This is a genomic window from Marinobacterium nitratireducens (assembly GCF_014645375.1).
GTDB classification, from domain to species: domain Bacteria; phylum Pseudomonadota; class Gammaproteobacteria; order Pseudomonadales; family Balneatricaceae; genus Marinobacterium_A; species Marinobacterium_A nitratireducens.
In genome coordinates this window covers 229,799-244,425 of the sequence record NZ_BMLT01000007.1, presented here as the reverse complement: position 1 = coordinate 244,425, position 14,627 = coordinate 229,799, and the positions used below count along the sequence as shown (strand labels likewise).

At 58.3% G+C, this 14,627-nt stretch carries 17 protein-coding genes; 7 read left to right on the top strand and 10 right to left on the bottom strand.

The features are described 5' to 3' along the window. The first annotated feature begins 89 nt into the window (after positions 1-89). On the top strand, positions 90-1,082 hold the full coding sequence (locus IEX85_RS15150; protein WP_188861449.1) for a GlxA family transcriptional regulator: 993 nt from the start codon (positions 90-92) through the stop codon (positions 1,080-1,082). A 312-nt stretch (positions 1,083-1,394) separates the two neighbouring features. Here IEX85_RS15150 and IEX85_RS24305 read toward each other — a convergent pair whose 3' ends face one another. The 3 genes from IEX85_RS24305 to IEX85_RS15140 all read right to left on the bottom strand — a co-directional run bounded on the left by IEX85_RS24305 (position 1,395) and on the right by IEX85_RS15140 (position 3,188). After that, on the bottom strand, positions 1,395-1,547 hold the full coding sequence (locus tag IEX85_RS24305) for a VapC50 family PIN domain-containing toxin (RefSeq protein WP_505718475.1): 153 nt from the start codon (positions 1,545-1,547) through the stop codon (positions 1,395-1,397). Further along, positions 1,548-1,745: a PIN domain-containing protein gene (locus tag IEX85_RS24240; RefSeq protein WP_373290918.1), complete on the bottom strand. Its 198-nt coding sequence runs from the start codon at positions 1,743-1,745 to the stop codon at positions 1,548-1,550. 192 nt (positions 1,746-1,937) lie between these two features. Further along, positions 1,938-3,188: a tyrosine-type recombinase/integrase gene (locus IEX85_RS15140; RefSeq protein ID WP_188861447.1), complete on the bottom strand. Its 1,251-nt coding sequence runs from the start codon at positions 3,186-3,188 to the stop codon at positions 1,938-1,940. Between the two features lie 210 nt (positions 3,189-3,398). On the opposite strand from IEX85_RS15140, the gene IEX85_RS15135 reads away from it, so the two are divergent. After that, on the top strand, positions 3,399-4,382 hold the full coding sequence (locus tag IEX85_RS15135) for a DNA-binding protein (protein WP_188861446.1): 984 nt from the start codon (positions 3,399-3,401) through the stop codon (positions 4,380-4,382). Between the two features lie 249 nt (positions 4,383-4,631). On the opposite strand, the gene IEX85_RS15130 is transcribed toward IEX85_RS15135, so the two are convergent. Continuing rightward, complete coding sequence (locus IEX85_RS15130) at positions 4,632-5,513, bottom strand: LysR substrate-binding domain-containing protein (protein WP_188861445.1); 882 nt, start codon at positions 5,511-5,513, stop codon at positions 4,632-4,634. Positions 5,514-5,618: 105 nt separating this feature from the next. On the opposite strand from IEX85_RS15130, the gene IEX85_RS15125 reads away from it, so the two are divergent. The 5 genes from IEX85_RS15125 to IEX85_RS15105 all read left to right on the top strand — a co-directional run bounded on the left by IEX85_RS15125 (position 5,619) and on the right by IEX85_RS15105 (position 8,650). Beyond that, the gene (locus IEX85_RS15125; protein ID WP_188861444.1) at positions 5,619-6,323 is read left to right on the top strand and encodes an SDR family oxidoreductase; all 705 of its coding nucleotides are present in this window, start codon (positions 5,619-5,621) and stop codon (positions 6,321-6,323) included. A gap of 80 nt (positions 6,324-6,403) precedes the next feature. Then, on the top strand, positions 6,404-7,312 hold the full coding sequence (locus IEX85_RS15120; protein WP_188861443.1) for a DMT family transporter: 909 nt from the start codon (positions 6,404-6,406) through the stop codon (positions 7,310-7,312). Positions 7,313-7,800: 488 nt separating this feature from the next. Next, on the top strand, positions 7,801-8,034 hold the full coding sequence (locus IEX85_RS15115; protein ID WP_188861442.1) for a type II toxin-antitoxin system ParD family antitoxin: 234 nt from the start codon (positions 7,801-7,803) through the stop codon (positions 8,032-8,034). After that, positions 8,034-8,327, top strand: coding sequence for a type II toxin-antitoxin system RelE/ParE family toxin (locus IEX85_RS15110; RefSeq protein ID WP_188861441.1), 294 nt, complete (start codon positions 8,034-8,036; stop codon positions 8,325-8,327). Before IEX85_RS15115 ends, IEX85_RS15110 begins: the two co-directional genes overlap by 1 nt. 140 nt (positions 8,328-8,467) lie before the next feature. Next, positions 8,468-8,650, top strand: a complete 183-nt coding sequence (locus IEX85_RS15105; protein ID WP_188861440.1) for a nucleotidyl transferase AbiEii/AbiGii toxin family protein — start codon at positions 8,468-8,470, stop codon at positions 8,648-8,650. A 460-nt stretch (positions 8,651-9,110) separates the two neighbouring features. Here the strand turns inward: IEX85_RS15105 and IEX85_RS15100 are convergent, their stop codons facing one another. The 6 genes from IEX85_RS15100 to IEX85_RS15075 all read right to left on the bottom strand — a co-directional run bounded on the left by IEX85_RS15100 (position 9,111) and on the right by IEX85_RS15075 (position 14,562). Next, positions 9,111-9,329, bottom strand: a complete 219-nt coding sequence (locus IEX85_RS15100) for a hypothetical protein (RefSeq protein ID WP_188861439.1) — start codon at positions 9,327-9,329, stop codon at positions 9,111-9,113. Positions 9,330-10,250: 921 nt separating this feature from the next. Beyond that, positions 10,251-11,501, bottom strand: coding sequence for an acyl-CoA dehydrogenase family protein (locus IEX85_RS15095; protein ID WP_188861438.1), 1,251 nt, complete (start codon positions 11,499-11,501; stop codon positions 10,251-10,253). Between the two features lie 36 nt (positions 11,502-11,537). Beyond that, positions 11,538-12,296, bottom strand: a complete 759-nt coding sequence (locus IEX85_RS15090; RefSeq protein ID WP_188861437.1) for an SDR family NAD(P)-dependent oxidoreductase — start codon at positions 12,294-12,296, stop codon at positions 11,538-11,540. 20 nt (positions 12,297-12,316) lie between these two features. Beyond that, on the bottom strand, positions 12,317-13,345 hold the full coding sequence (locus IEX85_RS15085; protein WP_188861436.1) for a phosphotransferase family protein: 1,029 nt from the start codon (positions 13,343-13,345) through the stop codon (positions 12,317-12,319). A gap of 243 nt (positions 13,346-13,588) precedes the next feature. Next, positions 13,589-14,362, bottom strand: a complete 774-nt coding sequence (locus IEX85_RS15080; protein ID WP_188861435.1) for an SDR family NAD(P)-dependent oxidoreductase — start codon at positions 14,360-14,362, stop codon at positions 13,589-13,591. Continuing rightward, entirely contained in the window at positions 14,359-14,562 is a 204-nt protein-coding gene (locus IEX85_RS15075; protein WP_188861434.1) for a hypothetical protein, read from the bottom strand. The genes IEX85_RS15080 and IEX85_RS15075 overlap by 4 nt, the downstream gene beginning before the upstream one ends. Between the last annotated feature and the right edge of the window lie 65 nt (positions 14,563-14,627).

Sequence of the window (14,627 nt, the reverse complement as noted above, 5' to 3'; positions counted from 1 at the left end):
CTTGGCAATTTTCTTAGCCCATTTGACAGGAATACACTGATGGCACAAAGTGTCGAAAATGACACTATATATGCGAATTAGGTCAAAACATGCCACGAGCCGCTATCCTCACCTTCGACCACTGCTATGCCTCCAGTGTGGCGGGTTTTGCCGACATTCTCCTCGTTGCAAACTCACATCTGCGGATTTCCAGGGCAACGGCATCCGAACTATTCGAATGGCATTTCGTGTCGCTATCGGGTGGTCCCGTAATTGCGAGTAATGGCTTGCCTTTACATACCCAGAAACCGGGGTCGCAAGACCACTATGACCTAGTGTTCGTTCCCAGTATTTTCTACGGTGGACATCGCCAGTTCGATAGATTTCTCAACCAGCAGGAGCGGGTTTGCAGGTGGCTAGCGTCACAATGGCGCGCAGGGGCTTGGATTGCCGCCAACTGCACAGGAACGTTCATTCTGGCCCAAACAGGGCTGCTAGATGCACGCACGGCAACGACGACTTGGTGGCTGGAACGACAATTCAGAAATAAGTTCCCGGCGGTTGACCTGCAAATGCAGCCCGTCCTCACGGAGATGGACCGGCTCATCTGTGCGGGCGCGTCAGCATCTTATTTGATTCAGACCGTGCGGGTCATTGAGCGTTTCGCCGGGCCTGTCATAGCATCCCAGTGTGCGAAGACCATGCTGATCGACGTGAACCAGACCAACCAAATTCCCTATCTTCCACTTCTTGCAAAAAAGGACCATTCCGATGCTCTGGTACACCGGGCTCAAAACTGGTTACAGAACAATATGACTAAAAGTGTCAGAATCTCAGAACTCTCCGATGCGCTTGCTGTTAGCGATAGAACTCTGACACGGCGATTCCGCTCGGTACTGGATCAAACACCGTTGGCTTATTTGCAGGACTTGCGTCTGGAATCAGCACGTGCGCTGCTTGATACCAGTTCGCAAAGCGTTGATGAGATTGCCGGTCAGGTCGGATATAGCGATACCAGCTCTTTCACCAGGCTTTTCCGTCAAAGAGTTGGTATGAGCCCAGGTGCTTACCGAGATCGCTTCCAGATACGGGCTGTAGAATGAACCAAATATCAAAAATTTTCACAATATAATGATGCTGGGTTAACGATGGGTGACACTGGGTTCAGTACAAAAGGGACTTTATTTGATCATTGTCAGACGGCATGAACCTTCCGAGCAGACTTAACCCAATTTAGTCTAAGCGAGAACTAATACACTCGATATCACTAAAAAGCGATTTTATTAACGTCGGCAATGTGCCGGGCGCGGCCGCTGAAGGATCCGGGTTTTGTACATTGATTTACCCGAGATGGATCCCAGTTACGGGCAAATGCATTGCAGGAAGCCTGGTAGAATACAGTAGTTTGCTTGTTATTATATGAGTTCCTTGTCTTCACGTAATATTGACGCGAAAATTCTGAGGCCTGCGTTGTCCAAAGCATCGATATACTCTTCTGCCGTTTTGGGTGGGTATTTTAAGCGGGCGCGATGGCGTTTTATCGCTGTTAAGGTTTTGGCAGGCTCCAGTCACAGTATGTCGCATAGAAAGTCATCTGGACTTATGGCGCTTATAGCATAACTGTCCAACTCTTCACGCGGAAATTCTCGAAGGTTAAAGGTCACGATAAATTCCGCTTCAGCCTCAATCGCGGCAGCTACGACGTGCCGGTCATCTGGGTCGGGAAGTTCTAACAACGCCTCCCATCGCTCGTAGCCTTGAACCAATGCACCAGGCGTAGTTTACCTGGAGGCCGGTAGTGACCCGCACACACCGGGAACCTTGGCGTAAAAACAACCAGAACATCGGGTGAAACTCAGCCAAAACCGCACAAAAAACAGACAGGGCTGTTAAAGAGAGTCAGCTTTTCAACAGCCTGTTAAAACATCCGGCTTCTAGTAATGTTAGTGGATCGACACTCACCAACCATCACGCCCCATTTTCTGCGTGGCATCTACGAGTGCATTCTCATCCTCATGATTGTAGATAAGCGTCGTGCGTGGATCGGCGTGGCCCGCCCATTTTTGCTGCTGGCGCAGGTCCATCTGTTTTCCTGCACGGGTGATCGCCGTGTGCCGAATCATGTGGGGGTAAGCGTGCTCAAGGCGTGAGGCCGCTTCTGGGTCGGCGTCCCGGATCGACGCAGCCGCCTCACGGAACAGGGCCTTCAGCGTTTTATACAGCTGTGACGCCTGTATCCCTTGGGTGTAGGTGGGCAGCGACGGATTGGTCTGGTTCTGCCCATATAGGCTCGGCACCAGCGGCGTCATTTCCCGCGGGCCAGGGTAGGGGGTGAGGCCTAGCCGGCTTCGAAAGCGCTGAAGGGCTTTTAGCAGCTTATCATTCACCGGTACCTCGTGGCGTTTGCCCCCTTTGCCCGTCACCACGAACCACCATTGCCGCACACCTAAATCGTCCTCCTTATAGTAGAACGCTGACATCGGGTGGTTCGTAATTTCCGCAATCCGCCGGCCGGTCTCCATCATCAGCACGACGACCCAGCGTAAACGCTCGTACTTGAGCGCCTCTCGCTCGGTCATACCGGGGCTGTACAGCGTGTTGACCTGTTGCAGTACGACCGACCATTCCGAACGGCTGAACTGCTTATGGCTCTGGCCGGTGCTCCCCGCCTGGCTTCGACGTTTTGCCTCGCTGCTTTGGTGGCCGATAAACACTGCCAGTGGATTGCGGCGCAGATAGCCTGTTTTCACCAGGTAGGCGTAGAGCGCATTCAGGATCGTCAGGGCCTGTTGTACCGACCTGGCACTGGTGCCTTGGACGAACGGCCGCCACTTGGGGTGTTGGCGGGCGTAGGGGTTGTCCGCGACCCAGTCGCTGGGCGGGTTTTCCATAAACAGCCGGTACTGCTGAAAGTCATCGGGGTTCAGCGAACTCATGGGCATGCCACGGATGGCGTAGCACCACAGCAGGAAGCGCTCCGCTTCTTTGCGGTACGTGCGCTGAGTCTGGGCGGAGCCATGCTTGCTGTGGACCCATCGGGCGATTGCCTCCCGGTCCGTATTCACGCCGAGCATATTGTCCAGGCGATCTTCACGCCAGGTGCCGCTACTGCCGTCCAGTTCAGGCGGAATGCTGAACGGACTGATGACCAGTTCGCGGGATTGATGGGTAAACAGGGCGGGAAAGGCCCTCTGGTCGGTCGTGTTCATGCGCGCAAACAGCCACTGTTTTCAGCGCAGTATACCGCGGTCGACGGTCGCATTTCTATAAATACCGATAATCACAGTTATCATGATATTTTGTTTTTGCACCTCCTGTCTGGAATCGATCAACATGAAATTAGCTAAAATTGATGTTGGATAACATTGTGATATAGTTTTAAAAAACACATAAACACGTGACAACAGGGTATAGGTAAAATGTCGGAAGAACGCGAAACCTCCGCCCGCGGTCTGGTCATCGCCGCCGCGTACGAACTGCTGATCGAGGGCATAAAACCCTCGCAACAGAGCGTTCGCGCGCGGCTCAAGCAGCAGGATCCCCACTACGGGGCCAGTAACACCACCATCGGCAATGGCCTGAATGACTTCTGGGCCCAGCTCGCCGGTGAAGTCCGCGACAGTCGGTCGCGCCCGGGGATTCCGGACGAGATCTTCGAGCTGGCCGGTCAGCTCTGGTCGATGGCGTACAGCCGCGCCGATCAGGACACCAGCCAGCGTCTGGCCGAGATCCAGGATGACAATGCCGGCTTGAAGGCGCAGCTTGCAGGGGCTGAACAGGCCCGGGAGGCGCTGCGCGCCGAACTGCTGGCCGAGCTCCAGCAACGGGACGCGCAGCTGGAGATGGCTCAGCAGCAGCTCGACGCCAGCCGCCACGAAACCGAGGCCCTGCAACACCGTGTCACCGAGCTTGACGCCCTCAATACCGCCTTATCCGAGCGCCTGGCCCAGGGCCAGGACGCGATGGGGCAGCTCGATAGCCGCAACCGTGAAGCCACGCACGCGCTGGCGCTGGAACAGGAACGCAGCCGGTTGGCCGCAGAGAAAGCCACCTTGGTGGCCGAACAGGTCGCGCGCCTGCAGGATGAGCTGCAGGCGCTCAAAGGATTGAATGGTGAACTGACGCAAGATCTGCGGGCGTCGGAAAAGCGTGCCCTGTCGGCGCTGTCCCATTCGAAACAGACGGAACAGGACCTGGCGCTGGCGAACGTCAGTGCCAACGCGCTCCAGGAGCGCCTGGCGTCGACGACTGAGGCCTTGGCCAAAGAAACGGCCCGCGGCGAGCGACTGGAGCAGGCCCTGTCCGACGCGCGTGAACGCGTACTCACACTGAGCGATAAGCTCGAGCGTGTGCGGGATACGTACGATGCTGAAATTCGAGCGTTACGTCAGGATCGGCGCTGATTGAGGCGTGCGCTACCGCTTCGATGCGCATAGTGCTACAGCATGTGTAGGCATCGCACCCCATTCGTTGCAATGAGGGCATAGATCCAGCGCGCCGAAAAGTTTGGGTATCCGGATTAGGTGGTTGATTAGTTGATATCATGTCGAGGTCACACCACGTCTACTCAACGGACTAGCTGGTTGGTGGATGGTTAGAAGATTGCCCCATCTGTTAACAGAGTAGTCACCAGAAGGCGGTGGCCAGCCCCGCTAATCGACACGGAGCGAGAGTCGGGCCACGCACCAGTTCCATACCGCATCTCGCGGGGCAAGAGGTAAGGATGGCCGCTTGCGGACGAGGAAATAGCTGGGCTCTTTGATCATGGTCTCATCCGTAACCTGCACTAGACGCCCGGCCTCGAGATCCCCTGCCACAAACGCTCGGCATGCCAAGGCGATGCCCTGGCCAGCCAGGGCTGCATCCAGCGCCAGTGTCGTCTGGTTGAATACCGCACCGGGCAGCTTGCCGTCGGCACGCAGAAACATCGGCCAATGATCGTGCGCGTCATGCAAGAGTGGAAGCTCTCTAAGCCGTTCGGTAGAGAGGGGGAGCGGCAAATCTTTGATCAGATGAGGACTAGCGACCGCGACCAGCTCCTGGTGGAACAGCAGCTTGGCCTCCAGTCCGGATGGGAATGGGGGGCGGGTTAGCCGCACTGCGATGTCCACCTGGTCGCGCTCAAAATCGGAGAGCGCCTCGGTTGCGACCGTGCGCAATTCCACGCCGGGTAGCGCGGCGTTCAGCTCGGCTAGACGGGGAATCAGCAGCTTCGCGGCGACGGTCGGCGTAACACTGATCGTGACAGTGTCCGGTCGCTCTAGGAGTCGTCCGGTGGCGTCCCCGAGCATATCGAAGGCGCGGGTCACGTCCGTCAGGTAGGCCGCGCCTTGTGGCGTCAGGGCGAGGCCGCGCGGCAAGCGCTGGAACAGGGCCTGGCCCAGGTGCTCTTCCAGCGCGCGCACCTGCTGCGCGACGGCGCCTTGGGTGACGCCCAACTCCTCGGCGGCGGCCCGGAAACTCATCCGGCGGCCTGATACCTCGAAGGCACGCAGGGCATTGAGAGGGGGGAGCTTGCGGCGGGATGGCGTCATGGCAATAGCCTATAGTTTTTCTACAGTCTTACACGTTAATTTATCACGCGAAACTTCGTCTTTCACTTGACATAATGCCCCCAGAACCTACCAAAGGAGGCTGTCATGGCTGTAGAAAAAGTTGCACTCATAATGGGCGGTGGATCCGGTATGGGGGCTGCTGCCGCGCGAAGACTGGCTCAGGATGGCTATCGTATCGCCATCCTCTCCTCGTCGGGTAAGGGCGAGGCTCTGGCCAAGGAATTGGGCGGTGTCGGTGTCACCGGCTCGAACCAGTCGCTCGACGACGTGAAGCAGGTCGTGGATCTGACGATGACAACATGGGGGCGGATCGACGCGCTGGTCAATTCCGCAGGTCATGGTCCGCGCGCACCGGTCCTCGACATCCCTGACGAGGACTGGCACCAGGGCATGGATGTCTATTTCCTGAGCGCCGTGCGCCCGATCCGTCTGGTCGCGCCGATCATGGAAGCGCAGGGTGGTGGTGCCATCGTCAACATTTCGACTACCTGGGCTTTCGAGCCGTCCAGCGCATTCCCGACCTCGGTGGTATTCCGGGCGGGTCTTGCCAGCTTCACCAAGCTCTTCGCGGATGCCTATGCGGCGAAGAATGTCCGCGTGAACAATGTGCTGCCCGGCTGGATCGACAGCCTTCCCGAGGTCGATGAGCGCCGCGACAGCGTGCCGATGGGGCGCTATGGGACTGTCGAGGAAATCGCAGGCACCGTGGCCTTTTTGCTGTCGGAAAGCGCGGGCTACGTCACCGGCCAGAATATCCGTGTTGATGGCGGCGTGACCCGCTCCATCTGATTGCCCCTGTCCTCCCGTTTCAACGAGCCGCCTTTCCCTGGGGGAAGGCGCTCGTTGCACCTTTCCTCAAGGAAAACGCAATGTTACGTGCCTATATTGCGCTCGCCGCGCTTGGCATCATCTGGGGCTCGAACTTCATCTTCATGAAGTGGGCCACCGATTTGATCTCTCCGACACAGACAGTATTCCTGCGTGTGCTGTTCGGTTTTCTTCCCCTGGCCTTGGTGGCATGGCGAGCCAAGGTCCTGAGGCGCGATCAACTCCGTCATCTGCCGCACTTCGCGGTCATGTCGGTGCTGGCGACGACCTTCTACTATTACGGGTTCGTGGCCGGCACCGCCCGCCTTCCATCGAGCATTGCCGGACTCCTTAGCGGTTCGATCCCTATCTTCGCGTTCATCAGCGCCTTCCTGTTACTGCGCCAGGATCGCCCGACCGGCCAGATGGCGGCCGGCGTTGCCCTGGGCTTCATCGGTATCGCACTGAGCGCCCGCCCCTGGGAGGGCACCGATGGTGTGGCGTTGGCCGGGGTCTTCTGGATGCTGGCCGGGACGCTGAGCCTCGGGGTGTCATTCGTCTATGCCCAACGATTCCTGTCGCCGCTGAAACTGCCCCCGCTGGCATTGGCGACCTGGCAGACGGGACTCGCGCTTCTGACCCTACTGATACTGACCAATTTCGACGGCATGGCTGCAATAACGACGGACTCGCGAGCACTGTTGGGAGTCGTAGTCGGCCTGGGCATGCTGGGCACCGGCGGGGCCTTCTTCAGCTACTACTTCATCATCGAAAAACTCGGTTCCGTGCAGGCATCCGGTGCAACCTACATCGCCCCGGTGGTGGCCGTGTTCATTGGCGCTGCGGTCGGCGAGGAAATCACCGATACCATCATCCTCTCGCTGGCACTGATCCTAGGGGGCGTGGTTCTGATCCAGACGGGTAAGCACAGCACCACACCTGCTTCCATTCAGCACCAAGCTGAGGAGTAGACTGATTCCGGGGTGACTTTTTCTGCTTTTAATCGCTTTAGCATGCCCTTGAGGGAAGGCATCCGGCTCAACATAATTACACACCGGAAGCGAAGTGAACCGCCCCGGGTGCTTCGGAGACAGCTTTGTCTGAGTCAGGCAGCCTCACTTGGCTCACCCAATTGGTGATAGAACGTAAAGGGAAAGGCCTCAAGCTGCGACAGATCACCTCCAGCGGCGGCTGTGGCGTCAACTTGACAAAGAAATTGAATGTGTCCTGAACTACATGGAGCGGACCGGTCGTGCTTGATGGAGCATGGAGACCCCAGGTTGAAGGCCACCCGCAAGCGATGACTGAACATAATGCGTAATCATAAATTCCCTACAAATTAAATACTTATTTCGCATAACTGTTATGGTAAACCCTGTACGTCACAAGTCGGTTTCTTTGGCAATTTTTGGCAAAATTTGCCATAGTAGAGTGGTGGAACAGTAGAAAGGTGACGCACATGGCGACCATGAATATTTCCGTTCCTGATCCCATGAAGGATTGGGTGCAGGCGCAGATCGATAATGGCAAGTACGCCAGCAGCAGTGATTACGTCCGCGATCTGATCCGGAAAGATCAAGAACGGCGGGAAAAGCTCCAAGTGCTCCAGACAGCTATCACCAAAGGCATAGAAAGCGGCATTGCGGAAGACTACGATATGCAGGCCATCCAGCAGGGGTTAGATCACGAGTAATGCGCTTTAACGTCAGCAGGGAAGCTCTGGAAGATTTGCGAGCGATAGGCCGCTACACCCAGAAAATATGGGGAGCTGCACAGCGCCGGAAGTATCTGAATGGACTGGACGAGAGGTTCCGTTTCCTGGCAACGAATCCGCTGATCAGCCCCTTAAGGGCCGAGTTTTCCCCGCCTGTCCGTATCCATCATCATGACAGCCATCTGATTGTGTACCTGGTCGAAGATACCCATATCACTATCATCAGGGTGCTGCATGGCAGTATGGATATTGAAGCTCACCTGGATAATTGAACCTTTCCATGATGGGGTTGTAAGCCGGAATCCCAGAAATTTCCGTCACCCCAATTCCAGCCCCGCCACGAGTGCATCCAAGTCAATGAGATTGCCGTCGCTTTGGAAGGTGTAGTGCCCATTCAGCAGGATGTGCCGCCATGCCGCCGGCGATAGAAGGGCTGCTCTACGACGAAAACCTGGCACGTGACATGGATGTTGCCTTCAAGGGCGGCACGGCCCTCAGCAAGTGCCGGCGCGCTATCGAACGCTGTTCCGAAGATATCGACCTGTCGATCCACTGGGCCGACTTGGCGAAAGCCGAAGACGAGCGAGAAGCATGACGCACTACGTTAAAGCTCTCAGCTCTCAGCCTCAGATTCGCAACGACACCCTGTGCCAACATCAGGTCGCTTTGGCAGCGCAGTATCTCTGCCAGGTAAATACCTTCACCGCTGCTTTCAGCTAGCGTCCTGGTGCTTTCCCATCGTTCACCGTGTCGCTTGGCATTGCGCACGCTTTCTGACTTTCGGCGCAGCCCACTGAGCTCATCTGGAAGCCTCAACAGCGTTGTCTTTTTAATTTTGGCTGTAGTGCGTCGAACTACAGGGGATGCTTTACCAAATTTGTCGACGCGCGCGCCTTCCAGCCTCGAGGTGGGCTGCGGTTGGACGCTCCTCATGTGGGCCAGGCTCCAGCCGATCATCGTGAGATTGAAAACTCAGATTCCTCTACTTACGAGCAGTAAGGAAACGGGGGAGGGCAGTGATCTTGACCTGCTCCCAACCTATTTGCCGTATTGCCTCAGATCACCGCAGAGTGTCCAAGCGCCTTCTCGATCAGCAGTCCGTAATAGTCGCTCTCGATCACAACAAACAGTGCCTGGCGCCTGAGATTTAGCGGGCCGAGCTCAGCCAGTTTACGGTCGATCCAGTCATTGAGATCAACATCGGGCGGGCTGGGGTGGTTAGCTTCAAGCATGGCGGCGAGGCGCTTCACCTCGCTGTAGAGTGGTTGTGACATATCCGTGTCCCCTTTGCAGTAGCTCGTCCTGAGCCAAAATCAGCATAGCACCTAATCGGCGTTCCTTCCGTCAAGTGCGTTTGCGGGTGTTTAATAATACACGTATTCGAATTACCGGAAAGTTCAGTAAATATGGTAGGTGCGCTACGTCACGATTGTGCTGAATGACTGTAAAGTGCCGAAAGCGGACACCCCGGAACACCCACTTGAATGACGCCTGCTGTGACTAAGCCGTCATAGCACTTCGCACGAATCAGCCTTCTGATGGACTCGCTTTCTAAATTGGCTGGGAGACTGCCCGATAGTCATCTGCGGAGGCAGAGTTCGTGAACGGAATCACGGAAAGTGCGGCGGTAGCGGCGACGGACGCGATGACTTTTTTCAGGTTGTTGGAGAACACTTCGATCACCTCGCGGGGTTGTAGTTGTTGTTCGCCGTTACTTTTTACACCACAACCTGATCAGTTCTGTTAACTATTATTCACTACAGAATTAACCTGAAATCACGCCAAAGTATTGCTCGAGTGTCTGCTATCCGGATTGTGGTTGTAGCGGGGCGCCGATTTCAGTGGCAAAAAAGGGGGGGCTGTTCGAGTACAGGTGCAAGGAGTGGACTATCTCAGCATCAGGTTGCAGAGAAACAACCGTCGAGCCGGTTGGACGGTTTGCTATGACGCGGAGTGCGTGTTGTATAGGGCAAGATGCGGTGGCGGATCAGTTTGAAACCGAATACCAGTTCGTTCCGTCGGTCTGATGTGAAAGTCCGAAAGCCGATCAAGAACCTCAAGGAATCTGCTTGCGGGCACGAAAGCAAAAGCGCTTAAACTGCCCGCGAGCAAGATACAGGGCGTCCAAACCGATACTGTAGCTGGGTACACATCGTATATTCAGGTCCCTAGGCGAGGACCTTATGACGTCACACTCAGAAACGTTTGGTTTGGCTGAGGTGGGTTGAGCTTGCGCCCAAGGCTTCCTGCTTGTTCTTGATTTCCAGCCTGGCGATGCTGCGCAGGTGCACTTCGTCGGGGCCGTCGATGTAGCGCAGGGCGCGCCCCCAGGTCCAGTGGTCGGCCAAAGGGGTGTCGGGACTGATACCCATGGCGCCGAATGTCTGCATCGCGCGGTCCAGCACGTTGGTATGGACGGTCGGAACGACTGCCTTGATCATCGAAATTTCCTTGCGGGCTGCCTTGGCACCGACCTCGTCGATCATCCAGGCGGTTTTCAGCACCAGCAGACGGGCCTGGTCGATCTCCATGCGGGACTTCGCGATCCAGTCCGAAACGGCGCCGTGCTCGTGCAGGTGCTTGCCGAAAGTCCTGCGTTCGCCGGCCCGTGCAATCATCAGCTCAAGCGCCAGCTCCGCCGCACCGATCGAGCGCATGCAGTGGTGAATCCGGCCCGGACCCAGACGGGCCTGCGCCAGTTCAAAGCCTGAGCCTTCGGTGCCGAGCAGGTTGCGCCTGGACACCCGGACGTTACGGAACAGCACCTCGCAGTGTCCCTCGGGCGAATGGTGGTTCATGATGTTGATATTGCGCACGATCTCGACCCCAGGGGTGTTGGCCGGCACCAGCACCATGCTCTGCTGGCGGTGGCTTTCGGCGTTCGGATCGGTCTTGCCCATCAGGATGAACAGCTTGCAGTTGGGGTGTGCGGCGTTGGTGATGAACCACTTGCGGCCGTTGATGACGTAGTCGTCGCCCTCAGGCGAGATCAGCGTCTGGATATTGGTGGCGTCGGACGAGGCGACGTCCGGCTCGGTCATGGCGAAGGCGGAGCGAATCTCGCCGTTCAGCAACGGCGCCAGCCACTCTGAGCGCTGTTCCTCGTTGGCGAACAGGTGCAGCAGTTCCATGTTGCCGGTGTCCGGCGCGTTGCAGTTGAATACCTCCGAGGCCCAGCTGACGCGGCCCATGATCTCCGCCAGCGGCGCGTACTCCAGGTTGCTCAGGCGGGTGCCGGGTTCGCTGTCCCGAAGGCTCGGCAGGAACAGATTCCAGAGACCTTCGGCGCGGGCCAGTGCCTTGAGATCCTCCATGAAGGTGACGGGGTAGTGTCCGTCCCGTACCTCATCGTTCCAGGCGCCGACGCGCGGCACTATGTGCGTGTCCATGAAGCTGCGCACCTGGGTGCGAAGCGCTTCAACCTTGGGGCTGTAACCGAATTCCATAAATCACCTCATTGTTAGCTGGGTTGTTGCAAGCCGTCAGAAAGCGGAAACACCGCCGTCGACGGCGATTGCCTGACCGGTCATGTAACTGTTGTCGGGGTTGCAGATCGCCAGCATGGCGTTGACGATTTCCTCGGGTGACCCGAGCCGCTTCATGGGGGAGCCCTGCGCCAGAAATGCCTGCTTTTCGTCCATATCGCTGTTGGTTACCAGCGGGGTCGGGCTGAAAAAGGGGCAGATCGCGTTGACGCGAATGTTTTTGGCGGCGTACTCCACCGCGGCCGTGCGGGTAAGGCCGACGACTGCATGTTTGGCGGCACAATAGGCGGCAAGCTTGGGGGCGCCGCCGATCCCGGCCAGCGAGGCGACATTGAGAATGCAGCCGTGGCCCTGGGTGAGCATCTGGCGGATCTGATACTTCATGCCGAAGAACACGCCCTTGGCGTTGACGGCAAAGGCCTGATCCAGCTCGGCTTCCTCGGTGTCGATCAGGGCTTTCATGGCGCTCGCCCGGCCGGCGTTGTTGATGGCGATATCCAGGCGTCCAAAGCGTTCGATCGCTGCTTCGTGCAGGGCTTTGACCTGCGCCTGCGAGGTGACGTCGCAGGCCATCGCGAGCACGGGCGCCCCCGCCGCTGACAGGCTGGCCGCCAGCCTGTCCAGACCGCCTTCATTCAGGTCCGCCAGGATGAGCCGGGCGCCACTCGGCGCCAGCTTTTCGGCCAGCAGCCTGCCGAAACCGCTGGCGGCACCGGTGATCAGCACGACCTGGTCGGCGAAGTGTGGGTATTGCATCGGTTCTCTCCCCGGCAATGTTAAGGTGCTTCGATCAGTTCCACTGCGAATTCTGCGAGTTCCCCGGCCATCCGGCCTACCTCGAGCGCCCTGTTGCTGGAGGCGCTACCATCCAGGCCACGCTTCAATACCCCCTGCAGAATCGCGGCGAGGCGAAAAAAACTGAACGCGAGATAGAAGGTCCAGTGCTCGATCGGGCCGATACCGCGCAGTTGGCAATAGCGGGAAACCATAGCGGCTTCGTCCGGTATGCCGAGGGCGGACCGGTCGAGACCGGCGAGCCCCTTGATTTGCCCGGAGGCTGGCAGGCGCAGGCACATGCATAAGTAGGCAAGGTCCGCCAGCGGGTGCCCCAGGGTCGAAAGCTCCCAGTCGAGCACGGCGACAGCCCCGGATCCGGTCGAATGAAACATCAGGTTGTCCAGCCGATAGTCGCCGTGGATCAGGCTTTGCTGCCCGTCGTCGGGTGGCAGGTGGGCGGGCAGCCAGTCGATCAGGGTTTCCATCGCCGCCAGGGTGGTTGTTTCCGAAGCCCGATACTGTTCGGTCCAGCGTTTGACCTGGCGCTCGAAGTAGTTGCCGGGCTTGCCGTAATCCGCGAGGCCGACAGCCCCGATGTCGGTATCGTGCAGCTTGGCCAGGACCCGGATCAGTTCCTTGTACAGTTCCTTGCGCTGTTCCGGCGACTGCGCCGGCAGCGCGGGGTCCCAGAAAACACGACCGTCGACGAAGCTCATCAGGTAGAAAACGCTGCCGATGACCGCCTCGTCCTCGCACAACAGCAAAGGGCGCGCTACCGGTACCGTCGTATCGGCCAGTGCCTCGAGCACGCGGTACTCCCGATCGACGGCATGGGCGGATTTCAGCAGCGCTCCCGGCGGCTTTCGGCGCAGCACATAGACGCCACTGCGCGCGTCGATCCGAAAGGTCGGGTTGGACTGACCGCCGCTGAATTTTCGCGCGCTCAGGGGCCCCTCGAAGCCCTCCAGGTGTGCCTCGAGGTAAGTGCACAGGCGTGCTTCATTCAGCCTGTCGGTTACGTCTGTCAAAGGGAGTTCCTCCTTAGACCTGTTTCGGATAGCCCGGGTCGCAGCCGCAGGGCGGTCGGGCCGCTCCAGCTGAGCGATGTTGTTAAAGCTCGCCAGCTGCATCTGGTCGCGATTGAAGTAGAAATGGCTGAGGCTGCTGTTGCGAAGCTGAAGGTTCAAACAGGTATCTTTCGGACCTAGACTGCCTGCCTCCGTTACCTTTGGCGTGCGAAGGATACTGTCGGAACCGCGCTCGCACGGGTGTCAAAGGGCGTTGTTGAGGTGGCCGCCGTCGACATTGATCACGGTGCCCGTCATGAAGGCGCCGGCGTCACTGGCCAGCAGCAGCAGTGGCCCGCTCAGCTCCTCGACGTTGCCCAGGCGGCGCATCGGCACCTTCTGGTCGATATAGGCCCGGCCCTGATCGGAGGCGAAGAAGTCCTGGTTCATCTCGGTGCAAAAGTAACCCGGCGCGATGCTGTTGACGCGGATGCCGTGGCGGGCGAGCTCGAGTGCAAGCGCGCGGGTCAGCTGCACCACGCCCGCCTTGGCAACGGCGTAATGGCTGAGCTGACTGCCGACACGCAGACCCAGGATCGAGGAAATGTTGATAATGCTGCCCGGCTGTCCCGCCTTGACCAGGCGCTTGCTGGCTTCCTGGCCGATGCGCCAGGCACTCTTGAGATTGACGTCCATCATGCCGTCCCAGGCCGCTTCGGCCATTTTCAGGAAAGGCTGGGGATCGCCAATACCGGCGTTGTTGACCAGCACATCGATCACCCCGAATTCCGCTTCGGCGCGATCGAAGGCCTCAACGATGGAGCCGCTGTCGGTCACATCCATCGCCATGGCGAGGGCCCTGCCGCCGGCCGCTTCTATCTGCGCCACCAGGGCGTCGAGGCGTTCGAGGCGCCTTGCCGTGACCACCACCGCGGCGCCGGCGTCGGCGAGCACCCTGGAGAAGTGCCAGCCCAGACCACTGGATGCGCCGGTAACCAGGGCATTTCGGCCCTGCAGTGAAAAGCGTTCAGGGTTCATGTTCTTCTCCTGGCAGAGGGGTGAAACGATCCCATCCAGTGGCGGACGAGGCTGTTGTACAGCAGGTAGGTCGGCATACCGCCCCCCCAGGACGACAGGGGGCTGCGACGTGCGCGCCTTTGCGGGATTGGGGTGGCCGGCTCGTTTTTGGGTTTCTGGTTATCGGGTCTCAGTTCGTCGAGATCGTTGGCGGTCAGCATATCGACTTCCTCGCGCGTCGGAGTGTGGAAAAGACGCCGGGCCAATCCAGCCCGGCTGCCGGGTG

Coding starts and splice junctions, on each gene's coding strand:
- IEX85_RS15090 (WP_188861437.1), bottom strand. CDS start 12,296: ATGCAATACCCACACTTCGCCGACCAGGTCGTGCTGATCACCGGTGCC.
- IEX85_RS15095 (WP_188861438.1), bottom strand. CDS start 11,501: ATGGAATTCGGTTACAGCCCCAAGGTTGAAGCGCTTCGCACCCAGGTG.
- IEX85_RS15135 (WP_188861446.1), top strand. CDS start 3,399: ATGTCGGAAGAACGCGAAACCTCCGCCCGCGGTCTGGTCATCGCCGCC.
- IEX85_RS15130 (WP_188861445.1), bottom strand. CDS start 5,513: ATGACGCCATCCCGCCGCAAGCTCCCCCCTCTCAATGCCCTGCGTGCC.
- IEX85_RS15120 (WP_188861443.1), top strand. CDS start 6,404: ATGTTACGTGCCTATATTGCGCTCGCCGCGCTTGGCATCATCTGGGGC.
- IEX85_RS15080 (WP_188861435.1), bottom strand. CDS start 14,362: ATGAACCCTGAACGCTTTTCACTGCAGGGCCGAAATGCCCTGGTTACC.
- IEX85_RS15105 (WP_188861440.1), top strand. CDS start 8,468: ATGCCGCCGGCGATAGAAGGGCTGCTCTACGACGAAAACCTGGCACGT.
- IEX85_RS15075 (WP_188861434.1), bottom strand. CDS start 14,562: ATGCTGACCGCCAACGATCTCGACGAACTGAGACCCGATAACCAGAAA.
- IEX85_RS15125 (WP_188861444.1), top strand. CDS start 5,619: ATGGCTGTAGAAAAAGTTGCACTCATAATGGGCGGTGGATCCGGTATG.
- IEX85_RS15150 (WP_188861449.1), top strand. CDS start 90: ATGCCACGAGCCGCTATCCTCACCTTCGACCACTGCTATGCCTCCAGT.
- IEX85_RS15100 (WP_188861439.1), bottom strand. CDS start 9,329: ATGTCACAACCACTCTACAGCGAGGTGAAGCGCCTCGCCGCCATGCTT.
- IEX85_RS15140 (WP_188861447.1), bottom strand. CDS start 3,188: ATGAACACGACCGACCAGAGGGCCTTTCCCGCCCTGTTTACCCATCAA.
- IEX85_RS15115 (WP_188861442.1), top strand. CDS start 7,801: ATGGCGACCATGAATATTTCCGTTCCTGATCCCATGAAGGATTGGGTG.
- IEX85_RS15110 (WP_188861441.1), top strand. CDS start 8,034: ATGCGCTTTAACGTCAGCAGGGAAGCTCTGGAAGATTTGCGAGCGATA.